Genomic DNA, 17,202 nt, shown 5'->3' with positions numbered 1-17,202 from the left:
CCTTGCAGCAACAGGAGGAATCACATGACCAAAACGACCCTCACCCGCCGCAGCCTTTTGACCGCCGCCGCCGCCGTCCCGCTGGCCGCAAGCTTTGGCCCCGCCCGCGCAAGCGCCCCGATGATGGGGGCGTCAACCACGCGCCATAACCGTTTTGTGCTTGGCGATTGCGAAGTGACCGCGCTTTTGGCCGCGACCATGCCGCGCCCTGATCCGCATTCGATTTTCGGCCTGAACGTCAGCGCCGAAGAGTTCAACGAGGTCTCTGCCGCCGCCAATATCCCCACCGATGCGGCACAGTTCTTCTTTACCCCGACCGTGATCAACACCGGCTCCGAGCTGATCCTGTTTGATACCGGCCTTAATCCCGATGCGATCACAAGCGCGCTCAATGAGGCAGGCTATACCCCCGATCAGGTTGATGTCGTGGTGCTGACCCATATGCACGGCGATCACATCGGCGGCTTGATGCGCGAGGGCGGCGAGGCGACCTTTGCCAATGCCCGCTATGTCACCGGCAGCGCCGAGTTCGACCACTGGGCGGCGGCCGGGAACGAGCGCTTTGACGCCAACATGCGCCCGCTGGCCGAAAAGACCACGATGATCGGCGATGGCGCAAGCGTGGCCCCTGGCATCACCGCCATGGCCGCCTTCGGGCATACGCCGGGGCATATGACCTATATGATCGAAAGCGGCGGCAAGTCGCTGTTGCTCGCGGCCGATTTTGCCAACCACTACGTCTGGTCGCTGGCACAGCCCGACTGGGAAGTAAAGTTCGACATGGACAAATCCGCCGCTGCCGCGACCCGGCGTCGTATTCTCGGCATGCTGGCCAGCGATAAGATTCCGTTCATCGGGTATCACATGCCCTGGCCCGCCGTCGGCTATGTCGAGGCCAAAGACAGCGCGTTCAGCTATGTGCCAAGCAGCTATCAGCTCATGCTTTAAGGCTAATGTAGTACATTAGCTTTACGCGTTAAGTTTTTGTTCTAAAATAATAAATGCTCGATCCTTACATCAGGGCGAGCATTTTTACTTTGGGTCAAGCGTCAGATTTTACCCGCCGCCTCGAACCGTTCCCAGGCGAACTTCAAATAGTCGCTGCGAAACGAATGCCCGCCCGGATGCAGACAGAAATCCAGGATGTCGCCCTTGGCATTGCTTTCCAACTCACAGCTTAACCCCTTGGCCTTCATCGTGCCGACCGGACGAAACCCGCCGAGGGTTTTGTACATTTGAAGGGCTTCGGCCACGTCGCCCTGATGTGTCTCAAGGATCGCGCGCCCGGCGAGGGGCACGGTCGGGTCCGAATCGCCATGGATATGCACCAGGCTTGCCGCAGGCGTGGCGCAATTGTCCGGCGGCTCCATCCAGAACGTGCCGGAAATCGCGGCAAAGCCGGCAAAGCGCTCGGGCATGGTACAGGCCAGGTTCCACACCATCATCCCGCCTGCGGAAAACCCGGCCGCCATGATGCGTTTGTCGTCAATCGCAAAGCGCTCCGTCACGTCCTGCAACACCGCCTCGACATAGGTGAACTCCTCTGAGCCGTCGGCATCCATATGGCGCGGGGCATAGGGAATGACCCAATCATCATCGGCCGATTTGAGGGCGATCAACGCCAGCCCCATGTCGGAAAGAACGCGCCGTAAGCCCTTGTTTTTCATCACAGCTGCCGCTGAGCCACGATAGCCATGGGCAAAGACCACCGCGCCGATTGCGCTAGCGCCCGACCGCCCCTCGGGCAAGGCGATCCGGTAATGACGATCCCCAAGTCGACAATCCGTATCCGCCCCACAGGCCATGGTCAGGCTGGGCGCGGCAAGCATCAAGGCGCCAAGGAAAACTGCCGATAATCGCATGAGAAACCTCCTTTTGAGTACCGCATTACTGTGCTTTGGGCGCGCTGAAAGGCAAGTCACAAGCGCGTGCCCGACCGGCGATTGTGTTGCATTGTCGGTAAAATAATCGGCGCGTTCAATGGTTTGGTAACCTTGTCGGGCTTTCATCCTGCGATGTGTGACCCGCCCATCCAAGGAGGCCCCTTTATGACCCGCTTTATTCTGCCCGCGCTGATGGCCTTTGCCATGTTGCTTGGCCATAGCGCCCAGGCGCAATCCCTGACCGAGGTCAGGACCAAGCTTCAAGCCGCCCTGCAACGCAACCTGAGCCGCACGATGATCGACGGCGCGCTGCCGCATCTTGATCTTGAAACTGGCGAAGTGAGCCGGTTTTACCCGACCGAGAACCACGAGGTGATCCTTCAGATGAATGACCTTTATGTCATGTGCGCAATGCTGGTGACGGACGCCGGCAAGGAAGCGACCGTTGATTACTACATGGCGCAAAATCGCGGCAGCTATGGGGTTATTCGCACCGAAATCAACAACCGGGCGCCGATCAGGGCCCTAATCAAGGCGGGCAAGGCGGTCCGGCTGGAGTAAGTCCATGACCACCACAGATGGTGCCAAACTGCACACGCCGACGCTTGGCCTCTACCTGAAACTGACTGCGGTGATGGTGCCGACCTTCCTGCTCTTTGCCGCCGGTGGTTTGTTGTGGATGAGCGAAAAGAACCTGCTGCGCAGCGAAGAAGCAATGGCGATGCGGATCGGCAACGCCACCGCCCGAGTTGGCGGCGCGCTTGAACGCTTTAGCGATCAAAGCACCGCGCCGGTGGATTGGACCAGCCCCTATGTCACCGATCTCATGCAGACGATGCTTGGTGATCCGGCAATCCGCTGCGTCGAGCTGACCGATCCGGCAAGTGGCGCGGTCCTCGCCGTCGTACCGCAGGGGCTAGGTTGTCAGGGGGCCGACACGGCGCTCTCCCTGCCCTACGAGGTATTTTCCTGGCCGATCACACAATTGGTGACCCGGTTTGACGAGCGTGAAATCGCCACCGTCAAACGGTATCAGCGTGATTTCATGCTGCTTTTGCTGGCCGGTGGCATCTTGATCGCCTCTCTGGCCAATTGGATTTCCTTTCGCGTCATCGTCGGGCGCCCCCTGCGCGCACTGATCGGTCGCCTCGAAGAGGCGCGCAAGGTGGCAGAGGCCGCAAATCAGGCAAAATCCGCCTTTCTTGCGAAGATGAGCCACGAAATCAGAACCCCCATGAACGGCATCATTGGCATGGCCGATATGCTTGGCGAGACCGAGCTGACCCGCGAGCAAGACAGCTATGTGAGCACGATGGTGCGCTCGGGCGACGCGCTTTTGACGATCATCAACGATATCCTTGATTTCTCCAAGATCGAGGCGGGCAAGCTTACCCTCGCGCAAGAGCCCTATCGCCTGCGCGAACTTGTCGAGGATGTCACGCAATTGCTGGCGCCGCTCGCTGCGCGCAAAGAGCTTGAATTTTTCTCTGACGTTGCCCCGGACGTGCCCGATGTCATGCTTGGCGACGCAGGGCGGTTACGTCAAATCCTGGTGAATATCGCCGGCAATGCCCTCAAGTTCACGCTTGATGGCCATGTCGCGCTGCGTGTTTCGCAAGGGGCAAAGGGACGGTTCACGATCTCGGTCACCGATACAGGCGTCGGTATTCCAGAGGATCAGATTGAGAGTGTGTTCGCCGCTTTTGAACAGGTCGACAACACCGCCACCCGAAGCTTTGGTGGCACCGGGCTTGGCCTTGCGGTCAGCCGCCAATTGACCACGCTTATGGGCGGCACCCTTGCGGTGACATCACGAGAGGGGCACGGCACCTGTTTTGAAATCACCCTTCCCCTTATACCGGATGCGGCCGAAGGTCAGGGGCTTCGCGCGCCCCTTCTGGAGTCCCCCGACCGACCAAAGCCGGTTGTCTGGGTGCTTGATCCGATTCCCGCGCGTCGTGCGGGGCTTGCCGCCTGCCTGGCCCATCTGGGATGCGAGGTTCACACCGATAGCGATCCTACGGCCCTTCTGAGCGCGCACCGCGATGCCCTCCCGGCCCTGATTCTGCTTGATAATAGCCTTTCCAATAGCGCGCTGCCCGCCACCGTCCCGCATATCCTGATGTCGCAGAATGCAGTGCCGGAGACCGGCGCCAAAGGTGGGCACTTGCGCAAACCGGTGCGTGAGACGCTTTTGATCGAGGCGGTGCGCGGCGCGTTGAACGGGACAATGAAAGACCCCGCAAATGTTGCCGCCTTTCCGGCCTCCAATTCCGTTAAATCCGGGGCGAAAACTGGCTGGGCCGCTGGCATCAGGGTACTGGCGGTAGATGACAACGCCACCAACCGGCTCTTGCTTGAGCGATATTTCAGCGGGTCCGGGGCTGAACTCCGGCTGGCGATCGACGGTCATGACGCGGTGGCGCAATCCAGTCTGGCAGCTGCCGACCTTATCCTGATGGATGTGTCGATGCCGGGGATGGACGGGTATCAGGCCACCGGGTTGATCCGCACCCGCGAAGCAGCACAAGGCCTGAAGCCCGCGCATGTGGTGGCGGTAACGGCCAATGTGCTGGAACAGCACAAGCAGGCCGCGCATATGGCCGGAATGGATGGGTTCCTGGGCAAACCGTTGCGCAAGGCCGATCTGATCGCCTATGTCGAAAGGCTCGCTCCAGACCTGCGCCAAAGCCGGGCCGAGGATGAGGCCATGGATGAAACACTGGCCGCAGACAGGAAAGACCCGCCCCAGACCGCCGCGGAATGATCCCCGCCCAAAATGGGCAGGCAGAGCTTAGCCTTCGGCACTGTCGTCGCGCCAGCGGTTTACAATCGGATAGCGGCGATCAAGCCAGAATGCCCGCTTGCTCAGTCGTGTTCCGGGGGCGGACTGAAAGCGTTTGTATTCGCTGATGTAAAGCAGGTGCTCGACCTTCTTGGCGTCCGCCAAAGCGTATCCCGCAGCCAGGCAATCGGCGATGCTGCCATCCTGATCGACCAGGATATCAAGGATGCCATCCAACACCGGGTAATCCGGCAAAGAATCGCTGTCCTTCTGATCTGCGCGCAACTCGGCACTGGGCGGCTTGTCGATCACACGCGGGGCAATCACCTCGCCAGCAGGCCCCATCATCCAGTCGCGGTGATTTGCATTGCGCCAGCGGCAAATCTCGAAGACGCGGGTTTTGTACATATCCTTGATCGGGTTATAGCCCCCCGCCATATCGCCATAAATCGTGGCATAGCCCACGGCGACCTCGGATTTATTGCCGGTGGTCAAGAGCATTTCGCCGAACTTGTTGCTCAGCGCCATCAACAACAGCCCGCGCAGGCGCGATTGGATGTTCTCCTCGGCCAAACCCAGTTCTTCGCCCTCGAAAAGCGGCGCAAGCGTGTTGGTGATCGCCGTGCGCCCTTCGCTGATGGGTACGAAATCATAGCGGCAGCCAAGGTTTTCGGCGACCTCGCGCGCATCCTCAAGCGAGGCCTCCGACGTATATTCAGAGGGCAGCATGACACAACGCACGTTGTCCTTGCCAAGCGCATCCACCGCGATGGTGGCTACGATGGCGCTGTCAATCCCGCCAGAAAGCCCCAAAAGAACCTTGGAAAACCCGGTCTTGCGCAGATAATCGCGCAGGCTGAGGACCATGGCGTGGTAATCCTGTTCCATCGCATCCGGCAGGGTCGCAAGCGCGCCCGGTTCGGCGATCCACCCCTCGGGCCCGCGCCGCAGATCGAGATGGGCGATCGCCTCTTTGAACATCGGCATCTGCATCACCAGCCCGCCGCCGGGGTTAAGCACGAAACTGCCGCCATCAAAAACCTGATCGTCCTGCGCGCCGACAAGGTTGAGGTAAATCAGCGGAAGGCCGGTTTCCACCACCCGCGCCACCATCAAATTTTGGCGCAGGTCCATCTTGTCGCGGTAATGTGGCGATCCGTTGGGCACGAGCAGAAACTCGGCCCCGGTTTCGGCCAGGGTTTCGGCGACATCTTCGTGCCAGCTGTCTTCGCAAATCGGGCTCCCGATCCGCACGCCGCCCACCGAATAAGGCCCACCGACCGGGCCGGATTGGTAAATACGCTTTTCGTCGAACACGGTTTCATTGGGCAGGTGATGCTTGAGCACCCGCGCCGTGATCTCACCGCCTTGCAGGATATAATAGGCGTTATAAAGCCCGACGCCCTCCAGCGCCGGGCCGCCGATCGCGATGGCCGGGCCGTCGGCGCACTCCCGCGCAAGCGCCTCAATCGCGGCAATGGCGGCCTGATGAAAGGCAGGCTTTTGCACTAGATCCTGGGTGTTGTAGCCGGTGATGAACATCTCGGGAAAGGCCACGAGATCGGCCCCTGCCTCGCGTGCGCTGTCCCAAGCGCCGCGCGCCATTGCGGCATTGCCGTCAAGGTCTCCGACGGTCGGGTTCAACTGTGCCAGTGTGAGGCGAAACCGGTCAGACATATGCATGCCCCTTGCTGCTGTACCCGTCTGATTTAGCAGATCACCGCGCGAGGGAAAGCCGATTTGCCCAAAACCCGTTGTCAGCCCCTGTCACCTCCACTAGATTTGCCAGAGCCGCCGTTCAATCAGGCGGCATAGGGCATCGGGGCAAATATGTACTTTTCACTGACACGAACCGTGATTTTCGCCATTGCGCTAGGCGGGGCCACTGCGGCCTCTGCACAGGATGGCGAAGTGGGTGTGAAGCAATATGACGATGGCGGCACCTATGAGGGCACCTTCAAGAACGGCCTTCAGCATGGCACCGGCACCTATACCCTGCCCAATGGCTATGAATATTCCGGCGAGTGGGTGGACGGCGAGATCAAGGGCAAGGGCGTGGCGCGCTTTCCCAATGGTTCGGTCTATGAGGGCGAATTTGCCCGCGGCAAACCCAATGGCGTCGGCAAGATCGTGTTCACCGATGGCGGCACCTACGAAGGGGCCTGGGCCGATGGCAAGATCACCGGCCAGGGTGTGGCGGTCTATGCCAACGGCGTGCGCTATCAGGGCGGATTTCGCAATGCGATGCACGACGGGCGCGGGCGCATGGAATCACCGGGTGGCTATATCTATGACGGCGACTGGGTAAATGGCGTCAAGGAAGGCACCGCCAAGCTCACCTATCCCGATGGCGCGATTTATGAGGGCGCGGTCGCACGCGGCGCGCGCGAGGGTCAGGGCAAGCTGACCATGGCCGATGGCCTTATCTACGAGGGCACATGGCGCGCAGGCCAGATTGACGGCAAGGGCAAGCTAATCCAGCCCAATGGCGATATCTATGAAGGCGATCTTGTCGCCGGTCAGCGCCAAGGCATGGGCCGTGTCACCTATGAAAACGGCGATGTCTATGAGGGCGCATTTGAGGGCGACCGCCGCCACGGCCAAGGCAGGTTTACCGGCACCGACGGCTATGAATACACCGGCTCCTGGGTGGCGGGTAAAATCTCGGGCGAGGGCCGCGTGACCTATCCCGACGGATCAATCTATGAGGGCGCGTTTCGCGACGACCTTGCCAATGGCGAGGGCAAGATCGTCTATCCTGACGGCTCGACCTATGAAGGCTCATGGGTTGGCGGCGTGATCGAGGGCACGGGCCGCGCGACCTATCCCAACGGGCTTGTCTATGAGGGCGAATTCGAGAATGCCCGCAACCACGGTCAGGGCGTGATGACCTATGCCGACGGCTATCGCTATGAGGGCGAATGGCGCGACGGACAACGCGATGGCAAGGGTGTTGCAACCTATCCCGATGGCACGGTCTATAGCGGTGTTTTTGCCGACGGGCAGCGCCACGGTCAGGGAAAAATCGTTATGCCGGATGGGTTTATCTATGAAGGCACCTGGCAGAATGGCGAAATTTCCGGTCAGGGCACCGCGACTTATGTCAACGGCGATGTCTATGAGGGCATGTTCCGTCAGGGCAAGCGCCAGGGCGAAGGCACGATGCGCTATGCCACCGGGCAAGAGGCCAGCGGCGACTGGCAGGATGGCGCGCTCACCGATAACACCACCCCGGCAGAGGCCGTGCAACCGAGCGAAGAGGCCCCGGCCCCGTCAGAGTGATCAGACCAACCTGCCCGCGTCAAGATCGCCAAGGATGCGCGCCGCGCCGTCCAAAACGGCGGTTTTGCGGTCCTCGTTCATCTTCTCCCAGGTGCGATAGATTGGGCCCATGCGCGGGTTTTTCGCAAACCGGTCGCGGTGGCGGTGCAGGAAATCCCAGTATAACAGGTTGAACGGACAGGCCTTTTCGCCGGTCTTTTCCTTGACCGAATAGGAGCAACCCGCGCAATAATCCGACATCTTGTTGATGTAGTTGCCCGACGAGACATAGGGCTTGCTGGCGATGATACCGCCATCGGCGAACTGGCTCATGCCGATGGTGTTGGGGGCCTCGACCCATTCAAAGGCATCCACATAAACAGCCAGATACCAGTCATGCACCTGGCCCGGATCGACCCCGGCCAAAAGCGCGAAATTGCCGGTCACCATCAGGCGCTGAATGTGGTGGGCATAGCCCTCTGCGCGGGTCTGATCGACCGCATGGGCGAGGCAATTCATGCCAGTGTCGCCGCCCCAATAGGCGGGCGGAAGGTCGCGATTATGACCCAAAAGATTGCGCGCCGTATACTCTGGCCCCTCGTGAAAATAGAGCCCGCGCACATATTCCCGCCAGCCGATCACCTGGCGGATATAGCCCTCGGCGGCGTTGATCGGCACATTCCCGGCTTTCCATTCCTCGACAATACGGGTGCAGATATCCACAGGATTGAGCAATCCAATGTTCAAATACGGCGATAAGACCGAATGATGCAGGAATTTGTCATCCGACAGCATCGCATCCTGATAATCGCCAAACTCGGGCAAAAGATGCTTGGCAAAATGATCCAATGCGCGCTTGGCCTGCGCGGTGGTGACGGCAAACCAGAACGGGCGCAGCGCGCCGAAATTATTGCCGAACCGCGCCTCGACCAGATCAAGCACCTCTTCGGTGATCTCGTCGGGGGTGAACTGCATCGGCGCCGGGCGCAGCATGTCGGCGCGCGCGCGCTTGCGGTTGTCATGGTCGTAATTCCACTTGCCCCCCGCCGGTTTGTCGCCTTCCATCAGGTAACCGGTCTTGCGGCGCATCTCGCGATAGAAATACTCCATCCGAAGCTCTTTGCGCCCCTCGGCCCAGGCGCTGAACTCGGCCGGTGAGGATATAAACCGATCATCGGGCAGGATTTTCAACGAGAGTGGCGCGTTTTCCAGCGCCTCAAGAAGACGCCATTCGCCCGGTTGGGTGGCCAGAACCGTGCTGGTGCCGTGCTCTTGTCCGCGCCGCATCAATTCTCCGACAATTGATTTGGACGCCTCCGGATCATCGAGCTTGGTATAGGCGACCTGCCAGCCATCCTCGCGCAAATCTTGCGCAAAATGGCGCATCGCCGACAGGACAAGCGCAATTTTCTTGGGGTGATGAGGCACATAGCGCGCCTCGTCCATGACCTCGGCCATGACAATGATATCGCTGGATTTATCGGCCTCGGCGAGCGCAGACAGGCCAAGCGAAAGCTGATCGCCCAGCACCAGAACCAAACGCGCTACCATGCGACGGGTTTGCCTTGCCAGTCAAAGAACTGTCCACTCTGCGCCGGGCTCAAACCCGCAATCACGCCAAGCAGGTTCTCGGCCGCCTCGGCGGCAGGCACGGCGGGGTGGCGATCAAGGTATTTCTCGGTAAAGGGCGTGCGCACCGTGCCCGGATGCAGCGCGACACAGATCGCCTCCCGGTGGGTGCGCGCCATCTCAATCGCGCCGGTATGGATCATCTGGTTCAGCGCGGCCTTGGCGGTGCGATAGCTATACCAGCCGCCCTTGGCATTATCCCCGATCGACCCAACCCGCGCCGAGAGCGCGGCAAAAACCGCCCGCCCCTTGCGCGGCATCAGGCCAAGGCTGTGCTTGAGTACCAGAGAGGGGCCGATGCAATTGAGTGCAAACTGATCCATCATCGTCGTTGCGTCGAGCGACTTCAGGCTCTTCTCGGGCGCGGCGCCGTTGATTTCAAGCGCGCCGGTGGCCACGACAATAAGGTCAAACGGCCCGGTCAGTCGGCCAAGGCTTGTCGCGACTGAGGCCTCGTCGGTGATGTCGAGCCCGTCGGCGCTCCGCGAGAGGCCAGTCACCCGAACGCCCCGCGCAGTGAGCGCCGCGCCAAGCGCGCGGCCAATCCCGCCCGACGCCCCGATGATCAATGCGTTTTCCATGACAGCAGAGCTAGACGGATTGCGCCGGGGATCAAGACCAATCGCGCCAAAGCGCAATTTCGGGGTTTTCATCCGGCGCGGCCAATCCTATAGTTTGGCCCATGACACAGCAGGATCATAAGATGATGCCCATGACACGTGCGATTTCGCGCGCGTTTCCGGCTGCCCTGCTAGACCTAAGCCGCCTCTGAGCGTGCCAGCCCGGCGCGACCGCTCAGAGGATGTGCCTTTTCGCGCCATAGGCTTAGGACAAACAAAAAGAGACTCAAAATGACTGATCAGACCAAAAACAGCGCCTCTTCGCAGGCGACAAAAGAGCGTGTGGTGATTTTTGACACCACTTTGCGTGACGGCGAACAATCCCCCGGCGCGACCATGACCCATGCCGAAAAGCTCGAGATTGCCGGGCTGCTGGATGAGATGGGCGTCGATATCATCGAGGCCGGCTTTCCCATCGCCTCGGAAGGTGATTTCCGAGCCGTGAGCGAGATTGCCGCGAATTCGAAGAACGCGGTGATCTGCGGGCTGGCGCGCGCCAACATCAAGGATATCGACCGCTGCTGGGAGGCGGTGAAAGGCGCGGCGCAACCGCGTATTCACACCTTTATCGGCACCTCACCGCTGCACCGGGCGATCCCCAATCTCGACATGGATCAGATGGCGGATCGTATCCACGAGACCGTGACCCATGCGCGCAACCTCTGTGACAACGTACAATGGTCGCCGATGGATGCCACCCGTACCGAGTGGGACTATCTGTGCCGCACGGTCGAGATCGCGATCAAGGCCGGGGCCAGCACGATCAACATTCCCGATACGGTCGGCTATACGGCGCCGGTTGAATCGGCTGATCTGATCCGTCGGTTGATCGAAACCGTGCCCGGCGCCGATGAGGTGGTCTTTGCCACCCATTGCCATAATGACCTTGGCATGGCGACCGCCAACGCCCTGGCCGCCGTCGCGGGCGGCGCACGTCAGATTGAGTGTACCATCAACGGGCTTGGCGAACGCGCCGGCAACACCGCGCTGGAAGAAGTGGTGATGGCGCTCAAGGTGCGCGGCGATATCATGCCCTATGCGACGGGCATCGACACCACCAAGATCATGAACATCTCGCGCCGGGTTGCGACGGTTTCGGGCTTCCCGGTGCAGTTCAACAAGGCGATTGTCGGCAAGAACGCCTTTGCCCATGAATCGGGCATCCATCAGGATGGCATGCTCAAGAACGCCGAAACCTTCGAGATCATGCGCCCGTCGGATGTTGGTCTGGCGGAAACGAATATCGTGATGGGCAAGCATTCGGGCCGTGCCGCCCTGCGCTCGAAACTGCATGATTTGGGCTATGATCTGGCCGATAATCAGCTCAACGATGTGTTCGTGCGCTTCAAGGAATTGGCCGATCGCAAGAAAGAGGTCTATGACGAAGACCTGATCGCGCTGGTCAATGTCGGCATTGATGGTGAGGGCGATCGCTTGCAAATCAAGCATTTGCGCGTGATCTGTGGCACCGAAGGGCCGCAACAGGCAACCCTGACCATGGCGATTGACGGGGTTGAGCAGACGACCGAGGCCACTGGCGACGGGCCGGTCGATGCGACCTTCAACGCGGTCCGCAATCTGTTTCCGCATGACGCGCGTTTGCAGCTTTATCAGGTCCATGCGGTGACCGAGGGCACAGACGCACAGGCCACGGTCAGCGTGCGGATGGAAGAGGCCGGACGGATCGTGACCGGGCAATCGGCCGATACAGATACGGTTGTGGCCAGTGCCAAGGCCTATGTGCACGCGCTCAACAACCTCTTGATCCGACGCGAGAAATCGGGCGGCGACACGCCCGAGGTGAACTATAAAGACCTGACCTAGACGACAGGCTCATCAGCCCCTTGCGTGGCTGCCTCGCACGAGGCGCGCACGCAAGGGCGCGATGAGGGACCGCTTCAGGCATAAAGCACCGCCCCGATCAGCAAACAGGCCGCACCAATCGCCGAGGCCACCGTGCGCAGGTGGTTCCAGCGGGTCCAGCGGCGCGCGTAGACCTGCCAATAGCTGATGGTTTCCGGCGCGTGCAGGATCATCAGGTCAAGCCTTTTGTTCATCGGCACATTGCCCAGCATCGTCACAAGGATCGTGCCGCCAAAATAGATCAGCCCTCCGGCGATGATCCATCCCGCCGCAGGTCCATCCATCCCCCAAAGCGCATAGCCCGCCAGCCCGAGCGACACCGGTGCCAGCCCCAAAAGCGCCACCAGGAACGCCGAGCCATAGACCTCTCGGTTGATCTTTTGCATCGCCTCGATCCCCGTTTCCGGCGTGGCCCCCCAAAGCGAGCGCATGACGAAATCTGAAAACGCCAGAAACACCCCCGCCACAAGCGCCATCACAAGGGCCGCGCTCGCGAAAACTGTCACTTCAATCATATGTGTTATTGATCCGTTCCTTTCCTTGATGTCTCAGGCCGCGGCCTGTCCCATGGCGCGGGCCTTGCCGATCCAGCGGTCGATCTTGGCCGCATCGGCAAGCTTGACCGAGCCGAATTGCACCACCTTGCGCGCCTTGATCCCGCAAAAGCCAAGCACCTGATTGCGGATCACCCGGCGTGCCGGTTTGAGATAGATTAACGTGTCGATCAGCGGCGGCGTGTCCGAGGTGATCAGGGCATCCGCCGTGCGCCCGGTCAGCAATTTATCCCAGCCCATGCCGCGCTGGTGATACTTATAGGCAAATCCCGAGGTCAGCGCGCGATCCAGAACCGCCTTGGCCCGCGTCGGCATCGCCCCCCACCAATAGGGATGCACGATCAGCACGTGATCGGCCCAGGCAAGGTTGTCCTGCCACTCCAGAAGATCCGGCTCAAGCGCCGGGGCATCGGGGCCATAGCCCTCGAACGTCGGATCAAACTGCATCGCGCAGAGGTCCATGCGGCGAATGTCGGCGCCCTTGCCTCTTGCGCCGGCCTCGTAGGCATCGGCCAACCCCGCACAGAGCGAGGCCGCCTTGGGGTGTGCCACCCAGATAAATATTTTCTTGGTCATGGCCTTTTCTCCGTTGACTTTACACTGTGTCAATTGACACGGTGTAAATAGACCGGAGATTTATATTGTGTCAAGTGAAAATTCACCCACCCGAATCCGCATCCTGAAAGCCGCCTGGGAGCTTTTGGAATCAAACCCCGGCGTTGCCGCGCGGATGTCGGACATTGCAAAAAAGGCCGGGGTCAGCCGTCAGGCGCTCTATCTGCACTTCCCCAACCGGACAGAGCTTTTCATCGCCACGACCAAACACCAGGACGAGATGTTCGGCGTGCAAGAGATGCTCGGCGCCAGTCGCGCGGCCGCAACCGGGCGCGAGCGCCTCGATGCCTTTATCGAGGTCTGGGGCAATTATATCCCGAAGATTTTCGGTGTCGCGAAAACCCTGATGGTGATGCAGGCCACCGACGAGGATGCCGCCCGCGTCTGGGGCGAGCGGATGCAGGACATGCGCGAGGGCTGCGCCGCTGCGGTTGCGGCGCTGGACCGTGACGGCGCGCTAAGTCTCGACCGCGATAGCGCCACAGACCTGCTCTGGACCCTGCTGTCGATCCCCACATGGGAGACTCTGACCCAGATGTGCGGCTGGTCCCAGGAAAAATACATCGCTCAAATCTCTGAAATAGCGCATAAAACCCTTGTAAAACCCGCAGGCTGATTCAGTTCACGATCATATAGAACTTGCGCAGGGTCTGAGTGATTTCCCAGATCAGTTTCGTTCCCTTGGCGATGAAGAACGTGTCGCCCGCCGTAAATGTCTCGGACCGCCCATCGGCATGGGTCAGGACCAAAACACCCGAAATGACGGTCATCATTTCATGCACCGGGTAGCTCTCGATCTCGTCCCGGCACGGCGCGCATTCCCAGACACCTGACAAAACCGACTCGTCCGGCGTGGCGAAATGGGTGTGGTTCAGCTCGGTTTGATCGTCGGTGGTAAAAACCTCGGGCCCGTTGATATCGGATGCTTCCATAACGTCCGGGTTAGGGTCCAGTCTGAAAGTCCGATCTGTCATCCCATTCCCTCCGATGCACGCCGCCTAGTCGGCCCATTCCCATGGCCGCACGAATTGGCCAAGGGTATGGCCAAGCTGTTCCTCGTCGACATCGCCGGTCTTGCGGACCTGCGCCACCAACCCGCGCTTTTTGTCGTCAACCACAAGCACCACCTCGGCCGCGATTTCGGCCTTGGCGAGGGCGGCATTATAGATGCGCGTGATGGCGCGTTTGCGCAGGTCGGGCTTGAACACCTTGCCCACGGCGGTTTTCGGAAGCTCGTCAAGAACCTCGACATATTTCGGGATCGCGGCGCGTTCGTGGACGTGGATCTTGCAATGTTCAAGCAGCTCTTCGCCGGTGACGCTCCCGCCCTCGACCAGCTCGACATAGGCGCAGGGCATTTCGCCGGAATGCGCATCGGGCTGGCCAATCGCGCCGGCCATCGCCACTTCGGCATGCGCCATCAGCGCCTCTTCGATCTCGGCGGGGTCGATATTATGCCCGCCCCGAATGATCAGATCCTTGGCCCGCCCGGTGATCCAGACATAGCCGTCCGGGTCAATCCGGCCCAGATCGCCAGTGCGCAGGTAATGCTCGTGGTGGTAAAGATCGACGTTTTTGGCGGCCTCGGTATAGGTATTGCCCTCGTAAACCCCGGGGTTTGAAATACAGATTTCACCGACCTCATCGGCGGCGCATTCCACCGGATGCCCGTCAGCGTCGGTCTTGTAGATGCGCACATCCGTGTAGGGGAACGGCACCCCGACAGAGCCGACTTTCTTTTCGCCTTCCGGGGGGTTACAGGCCACAAGACAGGTTGCCTCGGTCAACCCGTAGCCTTCGATCACGGTCATGCCGGTGGCCGATTCAAACCGCTTGAACAGCTCAAGCGGCATCGGCGCCGAGCCGGAAAAGGCGTTGCGCACGGTGCTGAGGTCGGCGTCGACCTTGCGCTGCATCAGCGCGGAAACGGCCGTCGGCACGGTGATCACAAAGCTGATCTTCCAGCGCTCGCAGAGCTTCCAGAAATTGTCGAACACGCCGTCGCCGCGGTATCCCGCAGGCGTCGGGAACACCACATGCGCGCCCGATTTGATCATCGCCATAAGGATCACGTGACAGGCAAACACATGAAAAAGCGGCAGCGGGCACATCACGTTGTCATGCTCGGTGAAGAGCAATGTATGCCCGATCCAGCCGTTGTAGATCATCCCGGAATAGCGGTGCTGCGCCACTTTGGGCATGCCCGTGGTGCCGCCGGTATGAAAATAGGCCGCCACCCGGTCGCCGGTGGCATCGGGGAAATCAAGGCTGGTGTTCTGGCCCGCCATCGCCTTGTTGAAATTCAGGATATCGGCATGGTGCCCGGTCGGGGTCTTGGGGCGCACCAGTGGCACGATCCAGCTTTTGGGCGGGCTCAGGTAACGGTTGAGGTCAATCTCGAGAACCGTATGCACGCCCGGCGCATGGCGCACCGCCTCGGCGGTTTTCTGGGCGATGTCGGTCTTGGGGAAGGATTTGAGGGTGACGACGACCTTGGCCTCGGTTTCGCGGAGGATAGCGCCGATCTGTTCGGGCTCTAGCAAAGGGTTGATCGGGTTGACAATCCCGGCGATGGCGCCGCCGATGGTGGCAATCGCGGTCTCAAGACAATTCGGCAGGACAAGCGCGACAACGTCGTTTTCGCCGACCTTGAGGCTGCGGAACAGGTTGGCCGCCTGACAGCACTGATCGTGGAACTGTTTCCAGGTCAGGGTATGCGACGGGGCGGTCGGCCCGGAAAACAGCTGATAGCTGACGGCGGGGCGGTCGGGAAAGCTGCGCGCCGTGTGGCTGAGCATCTGATACAGGGTGTCGGGCTTGTCCCGCGCCTCCCATGTCACTTCGTTCTCAATGTCGATCACGTCCTGTCGGCACGTAAAACTCATGTAGCGTCCTCCCAATCGGCCGCGCTGTTGCGCACGGCTCTCTCCCTGCACGCCAGAATGTGCGGGATTGCGGGAAGGCGCAAGTTTTACGCTGCGTTTTCGCGCAGGTTTCGACAGGTCTAGCGCTGTGAACCAAGGCAGGTCGCAAGGGCCCGCGCCATCGCCCGCATCAGATCGGGATATAGCGTGGGCCCCGGCGCGTGATCGCTTGCCATCGGATCAAGCACGCCATGCCCGGCCACATCGCCGAACACGCGCGTCACAAGCTTGGGGTCGAACTGCGGTTCGGAAAAGACGCAGGCAATGTCTTGGGCGCGCGCCATATCGCGCAGCGCCGCCACCCGCGCAGGGCCGGGATTGGCCGCATCACCAAGTGCAATCGCACCGGATGCGTGCAGGCCAGACCACGCCTCGAAATACTGATAGGCGTCGTGATAGACCAGAAAGCGCGCGTCTTTGATCGGGGCAAGCTCGGCCTTGATCGCCCCCATCAGCGCATCCAGCTCAGCCTGCGCCGTGGCCGCGTTCTCGGCGTATTGCGCCGCATGCTCGGGATCAAGCGCCGCCAGCTCGTCGGCGAAAAGCCCAAGCCATCGGCGCGCGTTTTCCGGGTCAAGCCAAGCATGCGGGTCAAACCCCTCATGGTCGTGGTGATCGTGGTCATGGTCGTGGGCCGCAGGGGTCTCGCCATCCTGCGCCGCGCCAAAGACTACCCCTTCGCGCAGGTCCAGAACGCGCGTCTCCTCGGCCCCCAAAAGCTCGACCACCCGCGCGCGCGACGCGAGGGTTTCAATGCCCCCTTCAAGCCAGGGCGTCAGCGCCTCGCCGACCCAGATCACAAGATCGGCCTCTTCAAGCGCCGCCGCCTCGGAGGGACGCATCGCATAGCCATGCGGCGACGCACCGGGGCGCACGATCAACGTCGGCGTGCCCACGCCCTGCATCACCCGCGCCACCAAGGACTGCACCGGTGCCACATCAACCGCGACGCGCGGCGCTTCGGCCAAGGCCACGCTGGCAAGCCCGACGGCCCCACTCACGGCGCCTGCAAGCGCGACGACAAGACGGTTCAGCATTCCGATGCTCCCGTGATAGTATAACATTTCA

15 protein-coding genes are annotated in these 17,202 nt (G+C 60.8%); 6 read left to right on the top strand and 9 right to left on the bottom strand.

The genetic code is table 11. The annotated features are described in order from the left end of the window. Positions 1-24: 24 nt before the first annotated feature. Positions 25-948 (top strand): MBL fold metallo-hydrolase, encoded by a 924-nt coding sequence (locus ROG8370_RS05385; protein WP_085826056.1) that lies wholly within the window; start codon positions 25-27, stop codon positions 946-948. A 101-nt stretch (positions 949-1,049) separates the two neighbouring features. Here the strand turns inward: ROG8370_RS05385 and ROG8370_RS05380 are convergent, their stop codons facing one another. After that, positions 1,050-1,862, bottom strand: coding sequence for a CE1 family esterase (locus ROG8370_RS05380; RefSeq protein ID WP_085826055.1), 813 nt, complete (start codon positions 1,860-1,862; stop codon positions 1,050-1,052). A gap of 186 nt (positions 1,863-2,048) precedes the next feature. Here ROG8370_RS05380 and ROG8370_RS05375 point away from each other — a divergent pair, with 186 nt between their 5' ends. Continuing rightward, positions 2,049-2,444 carry a hypothetical protein gene (locus ROG8370_RS05375; protein ID WP_085826054.1) on the top strand — a complete coding sequence of 132 codons (396 nt, stop codon included), beginning with the start codon at positions 2,049-2,051 and terminating at the stop codon, positions 2,442-2,444. Between the two features lie 4 nt (positions 2,445-2,448). Next, a complete protein-coding gene (locus tag ROG8370_RS05370) occupies positions 2,449-4,650 on the top strand; it encodes an ATP-binding protein (RefSeq protein WP_085826053.1) in 2,202 nt (733 codons plus the stop codon). Between the two features lie 27 nt (positions 4,651-4,677). Here ROG8370_RS05370 and ROG8370_RS05365 read toward each other — a convergent pair whose 3' ends face one another. Further along, on the bottom strand, positions 4,678-6,345 hold the full coding sequence (locus tag ROG8370_RS05365; protein WP_085826106.1) for an NAD+ synthase: 1,668 nt from the start codon (positions 6,343-6,345) through the stop codon (positions 4,678-4,680). 153 nt (positions 6,346-6,498) lie between these two features. Between ROG8370_RS05365 and ROG8370_RS05360 the strand changes: the two genes are divergently transcribed. After that, positions 6,499-7,950 carry an MORN repeat-containing protein gene (locus ROG8370_RS05360; RefSeq protein WP_085826052.1) on the top strand — a complete coding sequence of 484 codons (1,452 nt, stop codon included), beginning with the start codon at positions 6,499-6,501 and terminating at the stop codon, positions 7,948-7,950. Here ROG8370_RS05360 and ROG8370_RS05355 read toward each other — a convergent pair whose 3' ends face one another. Both ROG8370_RS05355 and ROG8370_RS05350 read right to left on the bottom strand, forming a co-directional pair. Then, entirely contained in the window at positions 7,951-9,480 is a 1,530-nt protein-coding gene (locus tag ROG8370_RS05355) for a cryptochrome/photolyase family protein (RefSeq protein WP_085826051.1), read from the bottom strand. It abuts the gene before it with no gap. After that, positions 9,474-10,139, bottom strand: coding sequence for an SDR family NAD(P)-dependent oxidoreductase (locus ROG8370_RS05350; protein ID WP_085826105.1), 666 nt, complete (start codon positions 10,137-10,139; stop codon positions 9,474-9,476). Before ROG8370_RS05350 ends, ROG8370_RS05355 begins: the two co-directional genes overlap by 7 nt. Positions 10,140-10,409: 270 nt before the next feature. Between ROG8370_RS05350 and ROG8370_RS05345 the strand changes: the two genes are divergently transcribed. After that, positions 10,410-12,002, top strand: coding sequence for a 2-isopropylmalate synthase (locus ROG8370_RS05345; protein ID WP_085826050.1), 1,593 nt, complete (start codon positions 10,410-10,412; stop codon positions 12,000-12,002). Between the two features lie 74 nt (positions 12,003-12,076). Here ROG8370_RS05345 and ROG8370_RS05340 read toward each other — a convergent pair whose 3' ends face one another. Both ROG8370_RS05340 and ROG8370_RS05335 read right to left on the bottom strand, forming a co-directional pair. Next, positions 12,077-12,556 carry an anthrone oxygenase family protein gene (locus tag ROG8370_RS05340; RefSeq protein WP_085826049.1) on the bottom strand — a complete coding sequence of 160 codons (480 nt, stop codon included), beginning with the start codon at positions 12,554-12,556 and terminating at the stop codon, positions 12,077-12,079. Positions 12,557-12,589: 33 nt separating this feature from the next. Further along, complete coding sequence (locus ROG8370_RS05335; RefSeq protein WP_085826048.1) at positions 12,590-13,171, bottom strand: NAD(P)H-dependent oxidoreductase; 582 nt, start codon at positions 13,169-13,171, stop codon at positions 12,590-12,592. A gap of 67 nt (positions 13,172-13,238) precedes the next feature. Between ROG8370_RS05335 and ROG8370_RS05330 the strand changes: the two genes are divergently transcribed. Continuing rightward, positions 13,239-13,826, top strand: a complete 588-nt coding sequence (locus tag ROG8370_RS05330; RefSeq protein WP_085826047.1) for a TetR/AcrR family transcriptional regulator — start codon at positions 13,239-13,241, stop codon at positions 13,824-13,826. A 1-nt stretch (position 13,827) separates the two neighbouring features. On the opposite strand, the gene ROG8370_RS05325 is transcribed toward ROG8370_RS05330, so the two are convergent. The 3 genes from ROG8370_RS05325 to ROG8370_RS05315 all read right to left on the bottom strand — a co-directional run bounded on the left by ROG8370_RS05325 (position 13,828) and on the right by ROG8370_RS05315 (position 17,171). Next, the gene (locus ROG8370_RS05325; protein ID WP_085826046.1) at positions 13,828-14,184 is read right to left on the bottom strand and encodes a cupin domain-containing protein; all 357 of its coding nucleotides are present in this window, start codon (positions 14,182-14,184) and stop codon (positions 13,828-13,830) included. Between the two features lie 24 nt (positions 14,185-14,208). Further along, positions 14,209-16,095: an acyl-CoA synthetase gene (locus ROG8370_RS05320; protein WP_085826045.1), complete on the bottom strand. Its 1,887-nt coding sequence runs from the start codon at positions 16,093-16,095 to the stop codon at positions 14,209-14,211. A 119-nt stretch (positions 16,096-16,214) separates the two neighbouring features. Beyond that, positions 16,215-17,171, bottom strand: a complete 957-nt coding sequence (locus ROG8370_RS05315) for a zinc ABC transporter substrate-binding protein (RefSeq protein ID WP_085826044.1) — start codon at positions 17,169-17,171, stop codon at positions 16,215-16,217. Between the last annotated feature and the right edge of the window lie 31 nt (positions 17,172-17,202).

This window comes from Roseovarius gaetbuli (assembly GCF_900172365.1).
In the GTDB taxonomy this organism is placed as follows: Bacteria; Pseudomonadota; Alphaproteobacteria; order Rhodobacterales; family Rhodobacteraceae; genus Roseovarius; species Roseovarius gaetbuli.
Note: the sequence above shows the minus strand (reverse complement) of the source record. Positions and strands in the feature narration are given on the sequence as shown.

Excerpts from the sequence above, each read along its gene's own strand:
- ROG8370_RS05385 (WP_085826056.1), top strand. The coding sequence starts at position 25 with ATGACCAAAACGACCCTCACCCGCCGCAGCCTTTTGACCGCCGCCGCC.
- ROG8370_RS05380 (WP_085826055.1), bottom strand. The coding sequence starts at position 1,862 with ATGCGATTATCGGCAGTTTTCCTTGGCGCCTTGATGCTTGCCGCGCCC.
- ROG8370_RS05375 (WP_085826054.1), top strand. The coding sequence starts at position 2,049 with ATGACCCGCTTTATTCTGCCCGCGCTGATGGCCTTTGCCATGTTGCTT.
- ROG8370_RS05370 (WP_085826053.1), top strand. The coding sequence starts at position 2,449 with ATGACCACCACAGATGGTGCCAAACTGCACACGCCGACGCTTGGCCTC.
- ROG8370_RS05365 (WP_085826106.1), bottom strand. The coding sequence starts at position 6,345 with ATGTCTGACCGGTTTCGCCTCACACTGGCACAGTTGAACCCGACCGTC.
- ROG8370_RS05360 (WP_085826052.1), top strand. The coding sequence starts at position 6,499 with ATGTACTTTTCACTGACACGAACCGTGATTTTCGCCATTGCGCTAGGC.
- ROG8370_RS05355 (WP_085826051.1), bottom strand. The coding sequence starts at position 9,480 with ATGGTAGCGCGTTTGGTTCTGGTGCTGGGCGATCAGCTTTCGCTTGGC.
- ROG8370_RS05350 (WP_085826105.1), bottom strand. The coding sequence starts at position 10,139 with ATGGAAAACGCATTGATCATCGGGGCGTCGGGCGGGATTGGCCGCGCG.
- ROG8370_RS05345 (WP_085826050.1), top strand. The coding sequence starts at position 10,410 with ATGACTGATCAGACCAAAAACAGCGCCTCTTCGCAGGCGACAAAAGAG.
- ROG8370_RS05340 (WP_085826049.1), bottom strand. The coding sequence starts at position 12,556 with ATGATTGAAGTGACAGTTTTCGCGAGCGCGGCCCTTGTGATGGCGCTT.
- ROG8370_RS05335 (WP_085826048.1), bottom strand. The coding sequence starts at position 13,171 with ATGACCAAGAAAATATTTATCTGGGTGGCACACCCCAAGGCGGCCTCG.
- ROG8370_RS05325 (WP_085826046.1), bottom strand. The coding sequence starts at position 14,184 with ATGACAGATCGGACTTTCAGACTGGACCCTAACCCGGACGTTATGGAA.
- ROG8370_RS05320 (WP_085826045.1), bottom strand. The coding sequence starts at position 16,095 with ATGAGTTTTACGTGCCGACAGGACGTGATCGACATTGAGAACGAAGTG.
- ROG8370_RS05315 (WP_085826044.1), bottom strand. The coding sequence starts at position 17,171 with ATGCTGAACCGTCTTGTCGTCGCGCTTGCAGGCGCCGTGAGTGGGGCC.